Annotated in this window: 21 protein-coding genes and 1 pseudogene; 14 read left to right on the forward strand and 8 right to left on the reverse strand. The window is 38.1% G+C overall.

Annotation, left to right across the window (positions count from 1 at the left end; all coding sequences use genetic code 11):
* Positions 1-21 precede the first annotated feature (21 nt).
* From rpsM to rpsI, 10 genes are all read left to right on the forward strand, one after another.
* The gene (rpsM, locus tag V7122_RS08855) at positions 22-387 is read left to right on the forward strand and encodes a 30S ribosomal protein S13 (RefSeq protein ID WP_066301463.1); all 366 of its coding nucleotides are present in this window, start codon (positions 22-24) and stop codon (positions 385-387) included.
* A 21-nt stretch (positions 388-408) separates the two neighbouring features.
* Positions 409-798, forward strand: a complete 390-nt coding sequence (rpsK, locus tag V7122_RS08860) for a 30S ribosomal protein S11 (RefSeq protein ID WP_151537137.1) — start codon at positions 409-411, stop codon at positions 796-798.
* A gap of 173 nt (positions 799-971) precedes the next feature.
* Complete coding sequence (locus V7122_RS08865) at positions 972-1,916, forward strand: DNA-directed RNA polymerase subunit alpha (RefSeq protein ID WP_066301462.1); 945 nt, start codon at positions 972-974, stop codon at positions 1,914-1,916.
* Positions 1,917-1,993: 77 nt separating this feature from the next.
* A complete protein-coding gene (gene rplQ, locus V7122_RS08870) occupies positions 1,994-2,356 on the forward strand; it encodes a 50S ribosomal protein L17 (RefSeq protein WP_221845911.1) in 363 nt (120 codons plus the stop codon).
* A 552-nt stretch (positions 2,357-2,908) separates the two neighbouring features.
* A complete protein-coding gene (locus V7122_RS08875) occupies positions 2,909-3,751 on the forward strand; it encodes an energy-coupling factor ABC transporter ATP-binding protein (RefSeq protein ID WP_335343888.1) in 843 nt (280 codons plus the stop codon).
* Positions 3,727-4,596, forward strand: coding sequence for an energy-coupling factor ABC transporter ATP-binding protein (locus V7122_RS08880; protein WP_335343889.1), 870 nt, complete (start codon positions 3,727-3,729; stop codon positions 4,594-4,596). Before V7122_RS08875 ends, V7122_RS08880 begins: the two co-directional genes overlap by 25 nt.
* The gene (locus V7122_RS08885) at positions 4,593-5,390 is read left to right on the forward strand and encodes an energy-coupling factor transporter transmembrane component T family protein (RefSeq protein ID WP_335487599.1); all 798 of its coding nucleotides are present in this window, start codon (positions 4,593-4,595) and stop codon (positions 5,388-5,390) included. Before V7122_RS08880 ends, V7122_RS08885 begins: the two co-directional genes overlap by 4 nt.
* A 12-nt stretch (positions 5,391-5,402) precedes the next feature.
* On the forward strand, positions 5,403-6,140 hold the full coding sequence (gene truA / locus V7122_RS08890; protein WP_335343891.1) for a tRNA pseudouridine(38-40) synthase TruA: 738 nt from the start codon (positions 5,403-5,405) through the stop codon (positions 6,138-6,140).
* 239 nt (positions 6,141-6,379) lie between these two features.
* Positions 6,380-6,817, forward strand: a complete 438-nt coding sequence (gene rplM / locus V7122_RS08895; RefSeq protein WP_335343902.1) for a 50S ribosomal protein L13 — start codon at positions 6,380-6,382, stop codon at positions 6,815-6,817.
* 21 nt (positions 6,818-6,838) lie between these two features.
* Positions 6,839-7,231 carry a 30S ribosomal protein S9 gene (rpsI, locus tag V7122_RS08900; RefSeq protein ID WP_335343892.1) on the forward strand — a complete coding sequence of 131 codons (393 nt, stop codon included), beginning with the start codon at positions 6,839-6,841 and terminating at the stop codon, positions 7,229-7,231.
* A gap of 587 nt (positions 7,232-7,818) precedes the next feature.
* On the opposite strand, the gene V7122_RS08905 is transcribed toward rpsI, so the two are convergent.
* Positions 7,819-8,406, reverse strand: a complete 588-nt coding sequence (locus V7122_RS08905; protein WP_335343893.1) for a cadmium resistance transporter — start codon at positions 8,404-8,406, stop codon at positions 7,819-7,821.
* A 177-nt stretch (positions 8,407-8,583) separates the two neighbouring features.
* Complete coding sequence (locus tag V7122_RS08910; RefSeq protein WP_335343894.1) at positions 8,584-9,144, reverse strand: manganese efflux pump MntP; 561 nt, start codon at positions 9,142-9,144, stop codon at positions 8,584-8,586.
* A gap of 310 nt (positions 9,145-9,454) precedes the next feature.
* Here V7122_RS08910 and V7122_RS08915 point away from each other — a divergent pair.
* Positions 9,455-9,592 (forward strand): annotated as a pseudogene (locus V7122_RS08915) (BMP family ABC transporter substrate-binding protein); the annotation flags it as partial.
* Between the two features lie 367 nt (positions 9,593-9,959).
* Here V7122_RS08915 and V7122_RS08920 read toward each other — a convergent pair.
* The 5 genes from V7122_RS08920 to aepX form a co-directional block, all read right to left on the reverse strand.
* Positions 9,960-10,490 (reverse strand): methylated-DNA--[protein]-cysteine S-methyltransferase, encoded by a 531-nt coding sequence (locus V7122_RS08920; RefSeq protein WP_335343895.1) that lies wholly within the window; start codon positions 10,488-10,490, stop codon positions 9,960-9,962.
* Position 10,491: 1 nt separating this feature from the next.
* Positions 10,492-11,106, reverse strand: coding sequence for a bifunctional transcriptional activator/DNA repair enzyme AdaA (locus V7122_RS08925; RefSeq protein WP_335526379.1), 615 nt, complete (start codon positions 11,104-11,106; stop codon positions 10,492-10,494).
* A gap of 498 nt (positions 11,107-11,604) precedes the next feature.
* Complete coding sequence (locus V7122_RS08930; RefSeq protein ID WP_438824773.1) at positions 11,605-12,735, reverse strand: 2-aminoethylphosphonate aminotransferase; 1,131 nt, start codon at positions 12,733-12,735, stop codon at positions 11,605-11,607.
* A 71-nt stretch (positions 12,736-12,806) separates the two neighbouring features.
* Positions 12,807-13,934, reverse strand: a complete 1,128-nt coding sequence (gene aepY, locus V7122_RS08935) for a phosphonopyruvate decarboxylase (RefSeq protein ID WP_335343897.1) — start codon at positions 13,932-13,934, stop codon at positions 12,807-12,809.
* Positions 13,935-13,938: 4 nt separating this feature from the next.
* A complete protein-coding gene (gene aepX / locus V7122_RS08940; protein ID WP_335343898.1) occupies positions 13,939-14,841 on the reverse strand; it encodes a phosphoenolpyruvate mutase in 903 nt (300 codons plus the stop codon).
* A gap of 169 nt (positions 14,842-15,010) precedes the next feature.
* Here aepX and V7122_RS08945 point away from each other — a divergent pair, with 169 nt between their 5' ends.
* Entirely contained in the window at positions 15,011-15,124 is a 114-nt protein-coding gene (locus tag V7122_RS08945) for a helix-turn-helix domain-containing protein (protein ID WP_335343899.1), read from the forward strand.
* Between the two features lie 125 nt (positions 15,125-15,249).
* Here V7122_RS08945 and V7122_RS08950 read toward each other — a convergent pair whose 3' ends face one another.
* Positions 15,250-16,236, reverse strand: a complete 987-nt coding sequence (locus tag V7122_RS08950) for a polysaccharide deacetylase family protein (RefSeq protein ID WP_335343900.1) — start codon at positions 16,234-16,236, stop codon at positions 15,250-15,252.
* Between the two features lie 128 nt (positions 16,237-16,364).
* Between V7122_RS08950 and V7122_RS08955 the strand changes: the two genes are divergently transcribed.
* A complete protein-coding gene (locus tag V7122_RS08955; RefSeq protein WP_335343901.1) occupies positions 16,365-16,808 on the forward strand; it encodes a YbaK family protein in 444 nt (147 codons plus the stop codon).
* Positions 16,809-17,167: 359 nt separating this feature from the next.
* Complete coding sequence (locus V7122_RS08960) at positions 17,168-18,544, forward strand: sigma-54 interaction domain-containing protein (RefSeq protein WP_335526382.1); 1,377 nt, start codon at positions 17,168-17,170, stop codon at positions 18,542-18,544.
* Positions 18,545-18,571: the final 27 nt, after the last annotated feature.

Here is an 18,571-nt window from a genome sequence, read left to right on the forward strand (position 1 = left end):
AAACAAGGAGGTGCGCAAAGAATGGCACGTATTGCTGGTGTAGATATTCCACGTGAAAAACGTGTAGTAATCTCATTAACTTACATCTATGGGATTGGTAAAGAAACAGCTAAGAAAGTTTTATCAGAGGCTGGTGTTTCTGAAGATACTCGTGTTCGTGATTTAACAGAAGACGAATTAAATAAAATCCGTGAAGTCATCGATAAATTAAAAGTTGAAGGTGACCTTCGTCGTGAAGTATCACTTAACATCAAGCGTTTAATGGAAATCGGCTGCTACCGCGGTCTTCGTCACCGTCGTGGTTTACCTGTTCGTGGACAAAATACTAAGAACAATGCTCGTACACGCAAAGGTCCTCGTAAGACTGTAGCGAACAAGAAGAAATAATCAGTAAAGGAGGTACTTTAAATGGCACGTAAAACTAATACACGCAAACGCCGTGTGAAAAAGAATATTGAACAAGGTGTTGCTCACATTCGTTCTACTTTCAATAACACAATTGTAACTATTACAGACGCTCATGGGAATGCACTTTCATGGTCAAGCGCTGGCGCATTAGGGTTTAAAGGTTCTCGTAAATCTACTCCTTTCGCAGCTCAAATGGCAGCAGAAACTGCAGCGAAGTCTTCTATGGAGCATGGAATGAAAACTCTAGAAGTAACTGTTAAAGGACCTGGTGCAGGCCGTGAAGCTGCAATTCGTGCACTTCAAGCTGCTGGTTTAGAAGTTACTGCAATTAGAGACGTAACTCCAGTTCCTCATAATGGATGCCGTCCACCAAAACGTCGCCGCGTTTAATTTTTCTGTATAAATTTTGTATCCTTGTCTATAATGGGATATGATGGAAAATTTTCTTGCTTTTATACAGACTATTATTCAAGTTGTTGTGCGCAAAACGGGAACGTATACATGGGGAATTTCGGTTATGAATATAGCCGGGGTTTCGACGTTTTGAAGGAGGGTGTATTTTCATGATCGAAATAGAAAAACCAAAAATCGAAACGGTTGAGATCAGCGATGATGCCAAGTACGGGAAGTTCGTTGTAGAGCCACTTGAGCGTGGATATGGTACAACTTTGGGTAACTCCTTACGTCGTATCCTTTTATCCTCACTTCCTGGTGCCGCAGTTACATCAATTCAAATTGATGGGGTACTTCATGAGTTCTCAACAATTGAAGGCGTCGTAGAAGATGTAACATCTATTATTTTGAACATCAAAAAGCTTGCACTTAAGATCTACTCTGATGAAGAGAAGACGCTTGAGCTTGATGTACAGGGTGAAGGTGCTGTTAAGGCCGCTGATATTACTCATGACAGTGATGTTGAAATTCTAAATCCAGATCTTCACATCGCGACTTTAGGAACAAATGGTCATTTGCGTATGCGTTTAACTGCTAAGCGCGGACGTGGATATACGCCGGCTGTCCAAAATAAAAGAGAAGATCAGCCGATTGGCGTCATACCAATTGATTCAATCTATACACCAGTTTCGCGTGTTTCTTTCCAAGTAGAAAATACACGCGTAGGCCAAATGACTAACTACGATAAGTTAACATTTGACGTTTGGACTGACGGAAGTACTGGTCCTCAAGATGCGGTTGCACTTGGTGCTAAGGTTTTAACCGAGCATTTAAATATCTTCGTTGGTTTAACTGATGAAGCTCAAAATGCTGAAATTATGGTTGAAAAAGAAGAAGATCAAAAAGAAAAAGTACTTGAGATGACAATCGAAGAACTAGATTTATCTGTTCGTTCATATAACTGTTTAAAACGTGCTGGTATCAATACCGTTCAAGAGTTAGCTAATAAAACGGAAGAAGATATGATGAAGGTTCGTAACTTAGGCAGAAAGTCTCTTGAGGAAGTTAAACACAAACTAGAAGAGCTTGGATTAGGCCTACGAAAAGATGATTGATAAGCTAGACGCTTTGAAGCATTTTCAAGTAGCTACAATAGCTTAAAGAATCACTTCAACAAAGGAGGGAAACTTTCATGGGATACAGAAAGTTAGGACGTACTAGCTCTCAACGTAAAGCTATGTTACGTGACTTAGCAACAGACTTAATCATCAACGAGCGTATTGAAACAACTGAAGCTCGTGCGAAAGAACTTCGTTCAGTTGTTGAGAAATTGATCACTCTTGGAAAACGTGGCGATTTACATGCTCGTCGTCAAGCAGCTGCATATGTGCGCAACGAGGTAGCTAACGCTGAAACGAATCAAGATGCTGTACAAAAATTATTCAGCGATATCGCTTCTCGCTTTGAAGAGCGCCAAGGTGGATATACTCGTATTATGAAGCTTGGACCTCGTCGTGGAGACGGAGCACCAATGGTCATCATCGAGTTAGTATAATTTTTTAACAAAAAGGGGCGAGAGACAGTTTGTTCAGAAACTTGTTCATTGCCCCTTTTTTGTAAAATGACCTTCTGCCTAATTGTGGCATCCGAGGAATTTAAGTAAAAAGTGAGTGTTACGATGAGCGTACTTATAGGCGTTGGCTAAGTGATCTATTTTTCATATATCACTTGTATGACTCGTCTAGCTCTTGCACCTTTCCGAGTTTTTTAGTTTGCGTATAACAGGTGGGGCCTGTTTTTTTCGGAAAGGTGCAGACTTTTTAAATAAAGTAAAATGACAAATGTTGTATGGGCTTTTAATAGGGAGACAGCTTTGGCATTTTATACAGCTCAGATAACAGATATAAGTTTAGAAATTATTGTTTCCTTTGTGAGGGAAGTGTAAATTCTGAAATATTGTTATCAGCATTATATATCCACTGTCATACTATTGAGGCTCGCCAATTGTGGCGGGTTTTTTAATAGTTAAAAGTCTATTTCGGTGTTGATTGTCTGGCAGTACAGTTTAGAATAGAGAGAGAAGAGTGAGATGAGGGGAGGAACAACTATGAGCAAGAAACCGTTAGTCCAGCTTAAAAATGTCTCATTTCAATATGATATTCAGGCTCCGTATGCTCTTCACGATGTATCTTTTGAGATCTATGAAGGGGAATGGCTTGCGATTGTAGGTCATAATGGTTCTGGTAAATCTACGCTAGCGAAGCTATTAAATGGATTGCAGTACTCACAGGAAGGTTCCATTACTGTGAATGGGATCCCATTAACTGAAGAGACGGTCTGGGATACTCGAAAAATTATAGGAATGGTCTTTCAAAACCCAGATAATCAGTTTGTTGGGACGACTGTTCAGGATGATGTGGCTTTTGGTTTAGAAAATAACGGAATTGCTAGAGATGAAATGATAGAAAGAGTTCATAGTTCCTTAGAAAAAGTGAAAATGGCGCAATTTCTTGATCAAGAGCCGCACCATCTATCAGGTGGTCAGAAACAAAGGGTGGCTATTGCAGGTGTCATTGCTCTTAGGCCTTCCATTATTATTTTAGATGAAGCAACATCCATGCTGGATCCAAGGGGCAGGGAAGAGGTTCTAGAAACGGTTAGGGAGTTAAAAGAAACCCATAATATGACCGTCATTTCCATTACCCATGACTTAGAAGAGGCTGCAAAAGCTGATCGAATTATTGTGATGAACAAAGGTAAGCTGTACAAAGAGGGGGCGCCAGGGGAAATTTTCCAAATGGATGAAGAGCTGGTGAAACTCGGTTTAGATATTCCTTTTCCAGTCAAAATGAGTAAGCTATTAAAGGAACAAGGAATCTCCTTATCAAGGCATTTTTTATCTGAAGAAGAGTTGGTGACTGAGCTATGGACATCTCACTGCAAAAAGTAGAATATCGCTATCAGGTAAATACCCCTTTTGAACATTTAGCCATAAAGGATGTCTCCATTAATATTCCGTCTGGAACGTTTCTGGCGATAATTGGGCATACAGGCTCCGGTAAATCTACTGTTCTTCAGCACCTAAATGCACTGCTAAGACCAACCGCGGGAAAAGTCTTGATTGGCGAGAAAGAAATTACTTCAGAAAAAAAGCAAAAAAATCTTAGAGAAGTTCGGCAAAAGGTTGGCATTGTCTTTCAGTTTCCGGAGCATCAATTGTTTGAAGAAACGGTTGAGAAGGATATTTGCTTTGGGCCAATGAATTTCGGCGTTTCCGAGGAGGAAGCGAAGAAAAGGGCTAGAATTGCCATCAAGCAAGTAGGGCTTGCAGACGAAATTCTCGAAAAGTCCCCGTTTGACTTATCTGGCGGGCAAATGCGGAGGGTTGCGATTGCTGGAGTACTTGCGATGGAGCCGGATGTGATCGTCCTGGACGAGCCTACTGCAGGCCTTGATCCAAGAGGGCGGAAGGAAATAATGGATATGTTCCACGCGCTTCATCAGGAAAGAAACCTATCAACCATTCTAGTCACTCATAGTATGGAGGATGCTTCCAGATATGCAGATCAAATTGTGATTATGCATAAGGGAGAAGTGTACAAAAAAGGAACACCCGAAGAGATTTTTTCAATGCCTGAAGGTTTAATTGAGCTTGGATTAGATGTGCCAGAGGTTGTCCGTTTCCAGCAAAAAATTGAAAAGGCATTCCAAATGAAATTTCCAAAAACTTGCTTATCGGTTGAAAAGCTAACAGAAGAAATCGCTGCTGTCATAAAGAGGGGTGACCAAAAATGATGGAGAAAATGATTTTTGGCCGCTACGTACCAGCTCAGTCTGTTATTCATCGAATGGATCCACGATCCAAGCTTATAGTGATTTTTCTATTTGTATGTATCGTTTTTATTGCAAACAACAGTTTAACTTATGGGGCATTATTAATTTATACTTTTTTAATGGTGTCAATGTCTAAAGTTCCTTTGCGATTCATTCTTTCAGGTCTGAAACCTGTTCTTTGGCTCGTGCTTTTTACATTGCTCTTGCATTTGTTTTTGACAAAGGACGGGAAAATTCTATTTCAAGCAGGCTGGTTTACCATTTATGAAGAGGGATTAAGGATGGGGCTCTTTATTTCCATGCGTTTCTTCCTGCTGATCTTAATGACGTCCATCCTGACGTTAACAACGACACCGATTGAGATTACAGATGGTCTTGAAAGTCTGCTGCATCCTTTAAATAAAATTAAGTTTCCAGTTCACGAGCTTGCTCTCATGATGTCCATCTCTTTAAGATTTATTCCAACCTTGATGCAGGAGACAGATAAAATTATGAAGGCGCAGACAGCAAGAGGGGTAGATTTTACAAGCGGACCGATTAAAGACAGGGTAAAGTCGATTATTCCTCTTCTCATCCCACTTTTTGTCAGTTCCTTTAAACGAGCTGAGGAGCTTGCCACAGCCATGGAAGCAAGGGGATACCGCGGCGGTGAGGGAAGAACAAAATACAGGCAGCTCAGCTGGAGCTTGACAGATTCAGCAATGATTATTCTGCTTGGAATTTTGACCATTGTTTTATTCTTATTAAGAACATAATGGGGCTTGATGATGAAAAGGTTTAAGTGTCTAGTAACCTATGATGGAACTTTATTCTCTGGCTATCAGGTCCAGCCGAATAAGCGGACTGTACAAAGAGAACTGGAAAATGCCTTGAAAAAACTTCATAAAGGGGCAGACATAAAGGTTAGTGCCTCTGGGAGAACGGATGCAGGCGTCCATGCAAAGGGACAGGTTATTCATTTTGACTCTGAGTTAAATATTCCGCTGCCAAAGTGGGATATTGCGCTTAATTCTCTTTTGCCTGATGATGTTGTCGTTTTGAGCACGGAAGAAGCTGAAGGCGGATTCCATGCCCGATTTGATGCAAAGGGGAAGGAATATCGGTATGTTATGAGCCTTTCCACAAAGAGAGATCCTTTTAGCCGAAATTATGCCTTTCAGTATCCTTATCCATTGAATATTTCAGCAATGAAGGAAGCGGCAGCTTATTTAATGGGGACTCATGATTTTACGAGCTTCTGCTCTGCCAAGACGGAGGTAGAGGATAAAGTCAGGGAATTAAAGGAAATTGTTCTGATTAAGGGCCAAGGCTCTCTTGAGTTTCGATTTGTTGGCAACGGTTTTTTGTATAATATGGTCAGGATATTAGTTGGCACTCTTTTAGAGGTCGGAGCTGGAGAAAGAAGCCCGAATTCCATGGCAGACATTTTGGAAAAGAGGGATCGATCCTTCGCGGGAAGAACAGCTCCTGCTCAAGGGCTTTATTTGTGGAAGGTATTTTATTAAAGACAAATATTTTTCCGAAAACCTGTATGATCCACTCGGTCGCGTTGTGAAGCAGATTTTTGATAAAAATATTTCAAAACAACTAAACCTGGTGTAACATTTTATTGACAATAGCTGTATAAAAGTGTATCATAGCAAAGGTATTGTTATTAAAACCACGATAAGCCCCGGAACTTATTGTGTCTAAGATAAATGAAACCAATGAAATTATGAAGATGGAATTTTTAGGAGGGAAAATGATGCGTACAACGTTTATGGCGAATGCAAACAATATCGAACGTAAATGGTACGTGATTGATGCAGAAGGCAAAACTCTAGGTCGTCTTGCTAGTGAAGTTGCGTCAATCCTACGTGGTAAACATAAACCAACTTTTACACCACATGTTGATACTGGTGATCATGTAATTATTCTAAATGCAGCTAAGATTGAATTAACTGGTAATAAATTAAATGACAAAATTTACTACCGTCACACAAATCACCCAGGTGGTTTAAAACAAAGAACTGCTAACGAAATGCGTACGAACTTTCCTGAGAGAATGTTAGAGCTTGCTATTAAAGGCATGCTTCCAAAGAACACTCTTGGCCGTCAAATGTTCAAGAAATTACACGTATATGCTGGCGCTGAACATAAGCACCAAGCACAACAACCTGAAGTTTACGAACTTCGTGGATAATTTATAGGGGAGGTTATTAACTTGGCACAGGTTCAATATATTGGCACTGGTCGTCGTAAGAGCTCCGTTGCACGAGTTCGTTTAGTTCCAGGCGACGGTAAAATTATTATCAATGGTCGTGAAATTGAAGATTATATCCCATTTGCTGCTTTACGTGCAGTTGTAAACCAACCGTTAGCAGCTACTGAAACTCAAGGTAGCTATGACGTTCATGTAAATGTAAATGGTGGAGGTTACACTGGTCAAGCTGGCGCAATCCGCCACGGTATCGCTCGTGCGTTACTTCAAGCTGATCCAGAATACCGTCCAACACTAAAAGCTGCTGGACTATTAACTCGTGACGCTCGTATGAAAGAACGTAAAAAATACGGTCTTAAAGGCGCTCGTCGTGCACCTCAGTTCTCAAAACGTTAATTATCAACGTTTCAAAGGCTCTCAAGCTTATTGCTTGGGGGTCTTTTTTATGCCTGAAAAGTGCTTTTGACCACGAAAATACTTTTTGGCCGCATTTGATCACCAATTATAGCTCAATAACCTTCTGGAATTTTGATGCGGTTTGCTTTTTAAGAGTGTTAGTTACATGGGTTATATATATTCATTGTCAATTGAAGATCGGCGTGTCCTAGCCGCTCTTGTACTTCTTTAATACTCGCACAGCTTCAAATAATAAGGAGCATGAGTATGGCGTAAACGATGTATAGTTATGGGATGGAGACTGTGTTTCGTAATTAGAATATTTTGCCTTCATTAAGATAGGCTAAGCGTAATGGTGTTCTATCGCCCCTTGTAAAACAAGATTATTGGCACATTTATTATTCCATTAGCAAAACCCTCTTCCATTTGACTTATACACCACTTTTTAAGCAAAGCTAGGGTTTTATTATCCAAACTAATTAAACGCTTAGAATCCTTTGTTTTTGGTGTCTGAACAAGAGTTTACTTGTTACAATGTTTTAGAAATAAAAAACCAGTCATTTTTTCGACTGGTAATTAATTGATAATTAGAAATTACTAAAAAGGTAATGGAACGTATCGTGTTTAATCAAAATAAAAGTACCTAATCCTATTAATACGAAGGGAACAATAATGTGACCATTACGTTCTAAAGTCTGAGCTATTAACGGTTGGTGTACGAGGACATTACCTAAATAACACAAAACTGCTACAAGTGCTAAAAAGATAACCATAATAAGAATAATATTCCATAAACTATTGGTTGAGAAGAACGGAATATAAAGACCTATATTATCAACACCATTAGCAAATGTGACTGTGGTAATCTTTAATAACCAAACAAATTGACTAGAATTATCTTTCCTCATTTGGTACAAAGATACCAGTGATTGTATTCCAATATAGATAGGAATTAATCCAAGTATACCTATCCATGCTTTAGGAATGAGTAAAGCTCCAAATGCTCCAATTAAACTTATGGTAAGAAGCAGAATATAGCCCAAGTATTGTCCAGCCACAATAAATCGTTTCTGTTCTGTTGTCTTTGCTTGTGAGAACCAAGTCATCAAAAGGAAAATGTCATCAATGTTTGTTGCTACAAAAAAAACGATAGTTGAAAAAATAAGAGTTAACATACTCTACAACTTTATCCTTTCAGTAATTGTCGTTTAATTATTAAATGCTTAAAAATGAACTGCAAGCCTTTACTTCCTCTAATCAAAGAAAAGGCACTAACTAGAAGTTAGTAAAAATAAGGTGTTATGTTCTAAATTAGCTTGAGAGTGATCTAAAGGGGAAGTTTCAACTAAAGCTTAAAATAATTGCTTAAATCCGATAATCATGAAAATAAACCCAGCAATAAGTGGAGAGTAATTACCTAAGATTTTTGAGAAAACTTTATTTCCAACAGAATTTCCAAACCAAATGGCAATATAACCCCAAACAGTAATACTAAATATCACGGACCAAATAACGGAATTATAGGCAACCGTTGCCCCAAGTCCGCTAGCAATGTTTGTGATTGAAAGTGTAAAACCTAGGAAAACACCCTGTCGAATATTAGGCTTTTGTATCTTTATCTCACTTTTTTTTCTATAAACAAACCAATCATTATAAATGGTGAATAATCCGATGCTGAACAATATACAAAAAGATACTAGTCCAGTTTCTTTTTGTGAAATAAATTGTGAAATAACATAGCCTAAGAATACCCCAATGATTGTAAAAAAGAATCCAATAACATTAATGATCAGGTTGAACCAATAAGGTATTTTAAAATTTTTAAGCCCATAGGCAATTCCAACACCTGCATTATCTATATTTGTACTTATTCCAATCAAATTTACAATTAAGAAAGAACTGAACCATTCCACCCTTATTCATTTTCCTCCTTTCTAATTGAATGGAAAAGGGGATTAATTAAACCTCTAAAAGAAGCACATAGCATGTCCTTATACATATGCTATGTAAGCGGGATTTAATACGTGTCCCCGTATATTTGGAATGCTAAAAAAGAAATCTTACACAAAAACATAAATTTGTGTTCGAGTCTTTTGGTGTTCTGGAATCTTTATAAAATCGGTAAATGGTTTTAATTTTCTCGACGAAGAAAAAATGCATGAGGAATATCATAATGTTAACGGGTTCTATTATGGGGGATATTTGACAAAAATGACGAGGTAGCAAAAACAAAAGGATACTAAATTTGCAATCATTGATTCTGAAGTAAAAGAGCCAAATGTTGCTAGTGTTCTTTTTAAAGAGCAAGAAGCAGCTTTCCTTTTTGGGGTTGCAGCAGCGGCGCTTACATTTGGGACGAAGCATTCATCTAATACAAAACCATCCAATAAAGATGGTTAAGGAAAATGGAGAAAAATCAAGATCTTAGAAAAAGCCAGTTTGTGATTCAAAATGTCTCTATTTCTGTTTCGGAAAAATCTGTTAAAAATATCACGAAGCGGATTTACAAATCCCCCCTGTAGAGTTGGTCTTAAAGGCGCTCTTCGTGCACCTCAGTTCTTAAAACGTTAATATTACTCTCAACCGATTGGTTGGGAGTTTTTTGTTTGTTGACTTTAATGGCCAGCGAATAGGAACAATCCCTTTTTCTTCATTCCTTTTTCGAAAAAGGGATTTGTCTATATTCCCTGGGTAAAACTCGCTTCCAATCATTGTATAGTAGTTTTATTTATTGCTGGATATAACCCTGTCTTTCCAGTTCCAAAAGCTTTGTCTTCATTTCTAATCCACCACGATAGCCCGTTAACGCTCCGTTTTTTCCTACTACACGATGACAGGGAACAGTGATTAAAACGGGATTAGCTCCGATGGCTGTCCCTACAGCACGAACTGCAGCTGGTTTATTAATATCGTTTGCTATTTCAGAGTAGGACTTTGTCTGTCCATACGGAATCTTGCAAAGTGCATTCCAGACTGCCATCTGGAATGGTGTCCCATTGTAATCAAAGGGGACTGTAAAGGTTTGCCGTTTTCCGTCAAGATACTCGATGATTTCAATCGCAAAAGGTTCGAGCTTTTCTCCAACTTCAACAAGAGGACTTCCAGGAAAGCGTTTCTTAGCCCATTCAGACAATTCCTCGAATGGTTTGTTCTGTGAACCAACAAACACAAGCCCCTTAGATGTCGAAGCGATAAAAAAATTCCAATGCTTATATTTTAGCAAAGACCAAAAAAGTGTCGGTTTTTTCTCTGATCTCAATTTAAATTTCCTCCGTTATCTTCATGGACCGATGTAATTCACGATATTGTGCAGGTGTTTGTCCGGTTTTCTTTTTAAATAGAGTAATAAAATAGGGCGTGTTAGGCATTCCTGCACATATAGAGATATCTGCAATCGCATTATTTGTTTGAATCAGGTACTCTTTAGCTGCTTTTATTCTAACCAGCTGGATATACTCAACTGGCGTGACACCTGTTATCTTTTTAAACGTTCGATGCAAATGATAGGGACTTCCGTGAGTTATATTTGCTAATGTTTCTAGAGTTAATTTTTCAATGAAATTTTTATCAATGTATTCAGTGATAAGAGCAACCCACTCACTATCAGGCAATTTCTCATTAGTAGGCTTGCAACGTTTACAAGGGCGGAAATTTGCTTGGAGAGCTTGTTCTGCGTCTTGAAAAATACGTACATTTTCCTTTTTCGGAACGCGAGATTTACATGACGGTTTACAGAAGATCACTGTGGTCTTTACAGCATAGAAAAATTGATTATTATACGAGGTATCATTGTTAATAATTGCTTGCCACATTTCATCTGTCATCATTTCATAATCATGATTTATTTGAGATCCATTATTGACACTGTCCGTCATTTATCTCACCTCTCCTTACATTATACACCCTATTAATTCAGTACGTAGGGGGACTGAGATAAAATAGCAAGATAGTGAAAATTAAAGCATGAATCTAATGAAACGTGATATCTACTAATTAAATTTTTGCCAATCCCTATGGGTTTTCCTAATTGTCTGAAACATGGTTTTATCCTCTAATTTATAAAAATGCAAATTGACGAGATAAAAATGGCCATATTTGGATTATTGAGGGGAATTTACATATAGCCTGCCAGACTATCGGCTGCAATTAAGGAAACACGATCAATTTCAGAAAGTAAGGAATTAATTTTTGCAGATGAAGAAGCGGGATTTTTGAATAGCTTTTTCAACATGGAGCATCGTCCCGCCACTTAGTTCACATAATCCCATAAATTACTTTCGGAAAATTCATATGTTTCAGGCGGATGGCTTTGTAAAGCTTTATTTTCAATCATAATTGAATATTTTTTCACTTGCTCTGACTAAGATATTCTATTATCCATCAATTCCATCTGTAGATTGGTACCCAATACTATGAAGATACTTCTCCAATAAAGTTAAAAAGATTTCAATATCATCGTTTGTAAGGTCACCGATGTTTGCTACTCTAAAAGAATTAAAATGGTTAAGCTTACCTGGATAGATCGTTATCCCGTTGGCATAAAAATAATCATGCATACTGTTGAAATCATACTTTTTACATGTAGGCTCAACTATCGCTGTAATAATTTTTGAATGATGGTCAGCAGGAACGAGATGTCTTAAGCCCAATCTAGAGAGGCCCGTGATGAGCGATTCCCAACACTTAGAATACCGTTCATATCTTTCTTTCACCCCTTCTTCTTTTACTTCTAAAATGGCTTGTTTTAGTGCATATATTGTCTGTACAGGTGGAGTAAAACGCATTTGGCCTGTCTCGGTGAAGTGTTTATATTGAGCATAAAGATTTAAGTAATAATTGGATGGTTTTTCCAACTTCTCTTTCTCTAAATTGCTTTTTTTAGCTACTACAAATGAGACTCCTGCCATTCCTTGGAGATTTTTATTAGAGCTAGCTGCTAAATAACTAATATTCATACGATTCATTTGAATAGGGATAGCCGCAAAAGAACTCATTGCATCTACCATTAATTCAATCCCTTTTTCCTTGCAAATGGCACCTATCGATTCAATATCGTTTAATAATCCCGTTGTTGTTTCATTATGCACGACCGCAAGATAAGAAACAGTTCGTGGAAATGCTTGAATAAATGAATGTAATGACTCTAGTTGAATGGGTTGATCAGCTGCGCTTATAAATTCAACCCAATCTAGCTGATAAGCTTCTGCTATTTCACACATTCGTTTTCCATAGGCTCCGTTATTAATGATTACTATAACTCCATCGTTCATAACTGAACTCAAGATTGATTCTACTGCTGCAGTTCCAGAACCACCAAACAGTACAGTTGAATACTGCTCCGTATCTGCTACTAGACTTGTAAGTTCTGTGGAAACGAAATTCATTATTTGACTGAATTCATCTTCGCGAGGACAAATATCAGGTACTACTTGTGCATATTTAACCGTATCCGTTGTAGTAGCAGGCCCGGGATTTAATAATATATTTCTTTTAACTTTCCGCATGATGCTCCTCCTTTTCATCACAAATGAATGGGAGCCCAATACCCGGGGAACCCATTGGTGGAAGTTTCACATTATTTAATGAACCCTTGAAGGCGTGTTTTAACTTCACTAGGGGTAATTTTAGGGCGTCCTAAGTTTTGTTTTGATCCTTTTGCGATGTTTAAATAAAAAAACGTCAGTCCTTTTGTCTTTTTCCATTCTTGTATACCCATTTCAAGTTCGTGTAAGTTATGGATATAATATGATTTTTCATAACCGCAAGCGGCAGCGATATCGACCATGTTAACATTGTGAGAAACGGTATTTTGCCCTCCTGTTGAATCATGAGTTTGATTATCTAGGAGGATGTGCAGCATATTTTCAGGTTGATAATAACCATTTGTTGCTAAACTGCCCATTCGCATGAGAAGAGAACCATCTCCATCAATGACAATTACATCTAACTCTTTTTGCGTATAGGCTAAGCCTAACCCAAGGGAACTGACACAGCCCATGGAACCAACCATATATAGATTGTTGGCGGAATCCTCTAATTCGTAAAGCTCCCTGCCTGTTTTACCGGTTGTTGCAAGTTGAATGGTTTTCTCATCTTTGAACTGATTGATTATTTTTAACGTATTAAATCGGCTTGGTCGTTCATCAGAGGAGGTTTTTTCGATCTTTATTTTATTTTTATTTATAGACCTTTCCTCTTTCTTCAACTTCTCACTTTCGAACGTTCCTTTTTTCACTACAAAGAAGAATGATTGATTTCGTTCAATCCATTTGTTAGCTTCTTCAACCTGTTTCATCGCCTCGCTAATATCAGGAGATAAGAATTTCCATTTTATTTGCATTAACTCTAATAATTGTGTCGTAATTTGTCCCATTAATTCATGCTGAGGCTCATCAGCTAAACCAGGTTCTCCCCGAAGACTAACAAACCCAAGTATAGGTATTTGAAAGGGGTAATTTAAGGAGGTTAATGGAGAAATACAATTAGTTAAGCCCGAGTTTTGCATTAAAACAACTGGTTTCCTTCCTCCTAAATAAGCTCCCGAAGCAATGGCAATAGCATCACCTTCGTTAACGGCAGCAATATATTCACACTCATTAATGGAATAATTGATAAGATTCTTTAAAAATGAACATGGGACGCCGCTGTAAAAGTCAAAACCTAACCTTTTAAGCTCATTTCCAAATTTATTTGTGTTTAACATTCCATCACTCTGTTTCCGTCTGCGACTGGTTTGTAGTTGAAGGCAAATATTTCTTCTCTGCTCTTTGAAGCTCCTCGGCATTTTGAAGTCTAAAAATTTCTTTCACACTTACGATTGAATCCTCAACATGGATGAGACTTTCATCTTCTAGTATTTGTTTTGAGATCTTTTGCATAGCAGTGATTGAAGCTCTTAAATTATGGTTAGCCCAGATTACAGTGTTTATTCCTAATCTTCTGAATTCGTCAGTTGGAGTTGTATAGTATTTTGTAGGAACAATTACAACTGGATGTCTCCCATTCCATTCTTTCATAAATGCTTCAACTTCTTTAATATCCGCCTTCTTGCTGTGCATAAGAATAGCATCGGCACCTGCCTGCCTGTAGGCTTCCGCACGTTTAAGAGCCTCTTCTAATCCCCAGCCTGCAATAAAAGCCTCAACTCTAGCTACAACCATAAAATCTTCATCTTCTTGGGCATCTTTCATTGCTTTGATTTTCCCGCAAAATTCATCAATCGACGCGAGGGGCTGGGCTTCTCCATTAATAAATGAGTTCGTTTTTGGAAAAAGCTTATCCTCGATGCAAACGCCAGCAATATCTAATTGTTCTAGTTTTCTAACTAACCTTCGAGCATTATTGAAATTTCCATATCCTGTATCACCGTCTAATAGAATGGGTATTGTAGTGGCATCACTCATAAATTCAAGTATATCTAATACTTGTGTCCAAGAAGCTTCATTATTATCTCTAACACCCATTGATGCTGAAATCGATAGTCCACTAGCCCAAATCCCTTTAAAACCTACTTCCTCTACAACCTTTGCGGAAAGAGCGTTATGGGCTTCCATTAAAAAACTAGGTTTTTGGGAATTTAGTAAATTTTTTAATTTAGTTGTTTTCCTCATGGTTTTCCCTCACTTTACTACGATACCAATCGTGTTGTCCTTTTAACATATGTATGAATAATGTAAATTGTTATCAGGCAAGGATAAATATAATAATATTGCCTACAACATCATGCATGTGATTAATGAATAGTGGAAATGGGAGTTAGTCAAGGGGATTATACTACCCATGAATCGAATAGACATTTCCTCTTGCCTTGGGACGACAGCTGATACAGTAAGCAGAAAACTCGCTGAATTTGAAGATATTGGTTGGATTAAGCAAATCGCACAGAGAGATTGAGGTTTGGGATTTAGATGGGTTACTGCTTGCTTTTGATTGTTTAAAGCCCTAGGGTCCCTCCACTTGTACCTATAACTAGAGGTTCCTAGGGCTTTACCTGCTTAATAGATATTTCGGCTTATTAACTAATCAACGCGCTTTTCGCTCATAAGCTCGCTCACGGTACCGAGTTTGTACCCTTTTGCTTTAATATTGGTTATCATGGTCTCCAATCCTTCGGCGGTAGGCTTTGTAGGATGCATGAGAACCATTGCTCCATTCTCTATCTTTGACACAACCCTTCTAACCATTTCGGAAGCAGGTGGTTTTCTCCAATCAACCGTATCGACTGTCCAGAGAATGGTTTTCATATTAAGCCGGTTAGCGACTTGAATGGTGACCTGATTAAAGCTTCCGCTTGGTGGAGCAAACCACACTGGAGTGATGCCGATGGTTTCTTTAATGACATCATTTGTCTTCTTTAACTCTTCCACAGTTTCTGCCTCAGATCGCTGCTGGAGATTTGGATGACTATAGGCGTGGTTGCCAATCTCATGACCGGCCTCCTTAATCAACTTGGCTAGATCGGGATTCTTTTTAACCCAACTTCCATCGAAAAAAAACGTTGCCTTTGTTTGATGTTTATTTAAAACATCCAGCATTCCAGGGATGTATTCATTTCCCCAGGCCACATTAATTAAAAAAGCAACCATAGGCTTCTCAGGATTACCCCTATAAATCGGTTGGGGCCCCAAACTTTCTAAATGGACATTTGGTGATATTTCCTTAAAAACGATATCGTTTTTATTAAAAACACCGCTTGCTTTCATCTTTTTATAACTAGCTTCAATGTCTACACTTAGCCCATTGTATCCGGGTATCGCTTTCCATATTCTATCTACTCTTGCATCAATTGGCTTAATATAATGCTGATCACTATACATTTCAATTTCTCTATAAAGTGAATTGTCCTCATTCATTTCCGAGGAAGTTGTGATTTCGACTCCATAATCAGACTTGGCGTTATATGGAATGATGAAGATCCCTAGCAATAAAACGAATATACTCAATAAAAAAAGCTTTCTTATCAATGCAAACCCTCCATATTTTTTTGATGGTATTAGGTTTCCCATTCACGAGAATTTAAATAGGATTAGCTAGGCCTAAGAAAATTCTGAGGCTTTTATTAAAAATTGGCAGTTGGCCTTTTTGTATGTCTCTCCTTGCATCGTTAAAGACTATTTATAAGAGGTGAGACAGCATGAATGTAATTACAACCTTTGTAGAAAAGAAAAGAGAAAAACAAATTAAATATGAAAAATCCGTTTTACGTGAAATTTCTATAAAAGCTCTAAAGGAAAAAGTGCAGCAGCATTTTGGTTCCTCACGATTTATGAACGGGCTGCTGATGAATAATGGAATAGAAGAAGCCTGCTATGATGTGGCCATTGAAGCCTACTTACTAGGAGCGCACTTTAGCCGGTTTGGATATTACGGTGAAAGCGCAGAGGATGTGAGATTCCGCTGCCGGCAAGAAGAAAAGCATTTAGTTGATACGTTATATCATTTCCTGCTGTATTGGGGACATGGAGAAGAAGGGGTATTGAGTGAATCCCTCTATTATTTATGCGAGCAATACGTTTTATACTGGTGGATGGAAGGTTTTGATAAAGGGGAAAAAAGACATAGATTAAGGCTTCATTAAAGATTGCTCCAAAGAATGAGAATTGCCAAGGATTATATAAATAGGTCTTCTAGATACTCCATATGACCACCGTTCACGAAACATTAATATTGTCGTTTCAATGACTCTCACCTAATTGGCTGAGGGTCTTTTATGTTTAAATAGCAGATTATCTCCCCGATTTTACATACTAGATTCGAAATTGGATATATAATCCTTAAATTACTGAAAAATCCTATACAATAATAAATAAATTATTCAAAATTGTATAAAAATATTTTATCATTTGGTATAACTAGAGAATAAGGTAATTTTGTTTGAAAATTATTCATTTTTAAATAATTTTTGAGTGAATAGTAACAGGAGAGGGGGAACTAGTTTTGTTAGAGGAAAATAAAGTTTGGAATGAAAATGAAGCAATTCTTCACTCTTTGCGAGATGACATTTTAGTAACGGATACCGATGGAATGATTTTAAAGGTTAGTGAAGCAACGGAAGCCATATACAATATGAAGTCAAATGAAATGGTTGGCCGATCGGTTTATGACCTAGAAAAAGAGGGGGTGTTTACCCCACTTTTAACACCAATGGTTATTAAAGAAAAGAAGAAAATTACGTTTGTTCAAACAACCATGGAAGGGAAGAAGCTGCTTGTTACAGGCATTCCCGTATTTGCCCCGAATAATAAGCTTGTTCGGATTGTTAGTTATTCTCATGATGTGACAGAACTGCTTAACATGAAGAAATACTTAACGGACATGGAGGACGAAATGGAGAGAGTGAAGGGGGAGCTCGAAATCCTTCGCAATCTTCATTACACAGACGGCATGATTGCCACATGTGACGAAATGAAAAAGGTTCTTCACCTAGCCTTACAGGTGGCTGAAATTGATGTAAATGTGCTGCTTCTTGGTGAATCAGGAGTGGGTAAATCTCACATTGCTAACTTTATTCATAAAAAGAGTAATCGAAACAAAGGGCCCTTTATTGAAGTGAATTGCGGTGCGATCCCAGAGTCGCTTTTTGAGGCAGAGTTTTTCGGGTATGAATCAGGTGCTTTCACTGGCGCAAATACGAAAGGAAAGGTAGGGCTGGCTGAGCTTGCTAATGGTGGAACGCTGTTTTTAGATGAGATAGGCGAGCTGTCACTAGCCAATCAAGTAAAAATACTCAAGTTCATCCAAGAGAAGCAGTTTTACCGAGTTGGCGGCACGAAAATGCGAACCGCAGATTTTAGAATGCTAGCTGCCACTAATCGAAATTTGGAGGAAGCTGTGGAAGCCGGAACGTTTAGAAAGGACCTTTTCTTCCGGTTAAATGTTGTTCCAATTACAATTCCACCTTTAAGGAAGCGTCCGACCGATATTATTCCCTTAATTGATTATTTTCTTAAGTTTTTTTCGGAAAAGTATAATCGTCCCCGAAGTCTGGATGAAGGCGTTATTCATGTATTGTTGTCCCATGAATGGAGAGGAAATGTACGAGAGTTGATTAATTTAATGGAAAGGCTTGTGGTCACTTCATCTAAACACCTGATTGAAATGGAAAACCTCCCTCATCATTACAGAAAATCAGTCTCAGATGTTCCTTCCTTTGATGACAGAAATCAGACACTTACCGAGATTCTGGAGAATGTGGAAAAGCAAGTACTTATCAAAGCAAGGCAACGTTATAAAACAACAACGCAAATGGCTAAGGTGTTAGGCATAAGTCAGCCATCTATCGTTAGGAAAATCAGAAAGTATGGAATCAAATAAAAGTGGCACAATTCTTGCAAAGTAATT

The organism is Bacillus sp. JJ1532 (assembly GCF_036965085.1).
Taxonomy (GTDB): Bacteria; Bacillota; Bacilli; order Bacillales; family Cytobacillaceae; genus Cytobacillus.

Bases quoted from the DNA above. Each gene is read 5' to 3' on its own strand.
- rpsM (WP_066301463.1), top strand. From the start codon at position 22: ATGGCACGTATTGCTGGTGTAGATATTCCACGTGAAAAACGTGTAGTA.
- rpsK (WP_151537137.1), top strand. From the start codon at position 409: ATGGCACGTAAAACTAATACACGCAAACGCCGTGTGAAAAAGAATATT.
- V7122_RS08865 (WP_066301462.1), top strand. From the start codon at position 972: ATGATCGAAATAGAAAAACCAAAAATCGAAACGGTTGAGATCAGCGAT.
- rplQ (WP_221845911.1), top strand. From the start codon at position 1,994: ATGGGATACAGAAAGTTAGGACGTACTAGCTCTCAACGTAAAGCTATG.
- V7122_RS08875 (WP_335343888.1), top strand. From the start codon at position 2,909: ATGAGCAAGAAACCGTTAGTCCAGCTTAAAAATGTCTCATTTCAATAT.
- V7122_RS08880 (WP_335343889.1), top strand. From the start codon at position 3,727: ATGGACATCTCACTGCAAAAAGTAGAATATCGCTATCAGGTAAATACC.
- V7122_RS08885 (WP_335487599.1), top strand. From the start codon at position 4,593: ATGATGGAGAAAATGATTTTTGGCCGCTACGTACCAGCTCAGTCTGTT.
- truA (WP_335343891.1), top strand. From the start codon at position 5,403: ATGAAAAGGTTTAAGTGTCTAGTAACCTATGATGGAACTTTATTCTCT.
- rplM (WP_335343902.1), top strand. From the start codon at position 6,380: ATGCGTACAACGTTTATGGCGAATGCAAACAATATCGAACGTAAATGG.
- V7122_RS08905 (WP_335343893.1), bottom strand. From the start codon at position 8,406: ATGTTAACTCTTATTTTTTCAACTATCGTTTTTTTTGTAGCAACAAAC.
- V7122_RS08925 (WP_335526379.1), bottom strand. From the start codon at position 11,106: ATGACGGACAGTGTCAATAATGGATCTCAAATAAATCATGATTATGAA.
- V7122_RS08930 (WP_438824773.1), bottom strand. From the start codon at position 12,735: ATGCGGAAAGTTAAAAGAAATATATTATTAAATCCCGGGCCTGCTACT.
- aepY (WP_335343897.1), bottom strand. From the start codon at position 13,934: ATGTTAAACACAAATAAATTTGGAAATGAGCTTAAAAGGTTAGGTTTT.
- aepX (WP_335343898.1), bottom strand. From the start codon at position 14,841: ATGAGGAAAACAACTAAATTAAAAAATTTACTAAATTCCCAAAAACCT.
- V7122_RS08945 (WP_335343899.1), top strand. From the start codon at position 15,011: ATGAATCGAATAGACATTTCCTCTTGCCTTGGGACGACAGCTGATACA.
- V7122_RS08950 (WP_335343900.1), bottom strand. From the start codon at position 16,236: ATGGGAAACCTAATACCATCAAAAAAATATGGAGGGTTTGCATTGATA.
- V7122_RS08955 (WP_335343901.1), top strand. From the start codon at position 16,365: ATGAATGTAATTACAACCTTTGTAGAAAAGAAAAGAGAAAAACAAATT.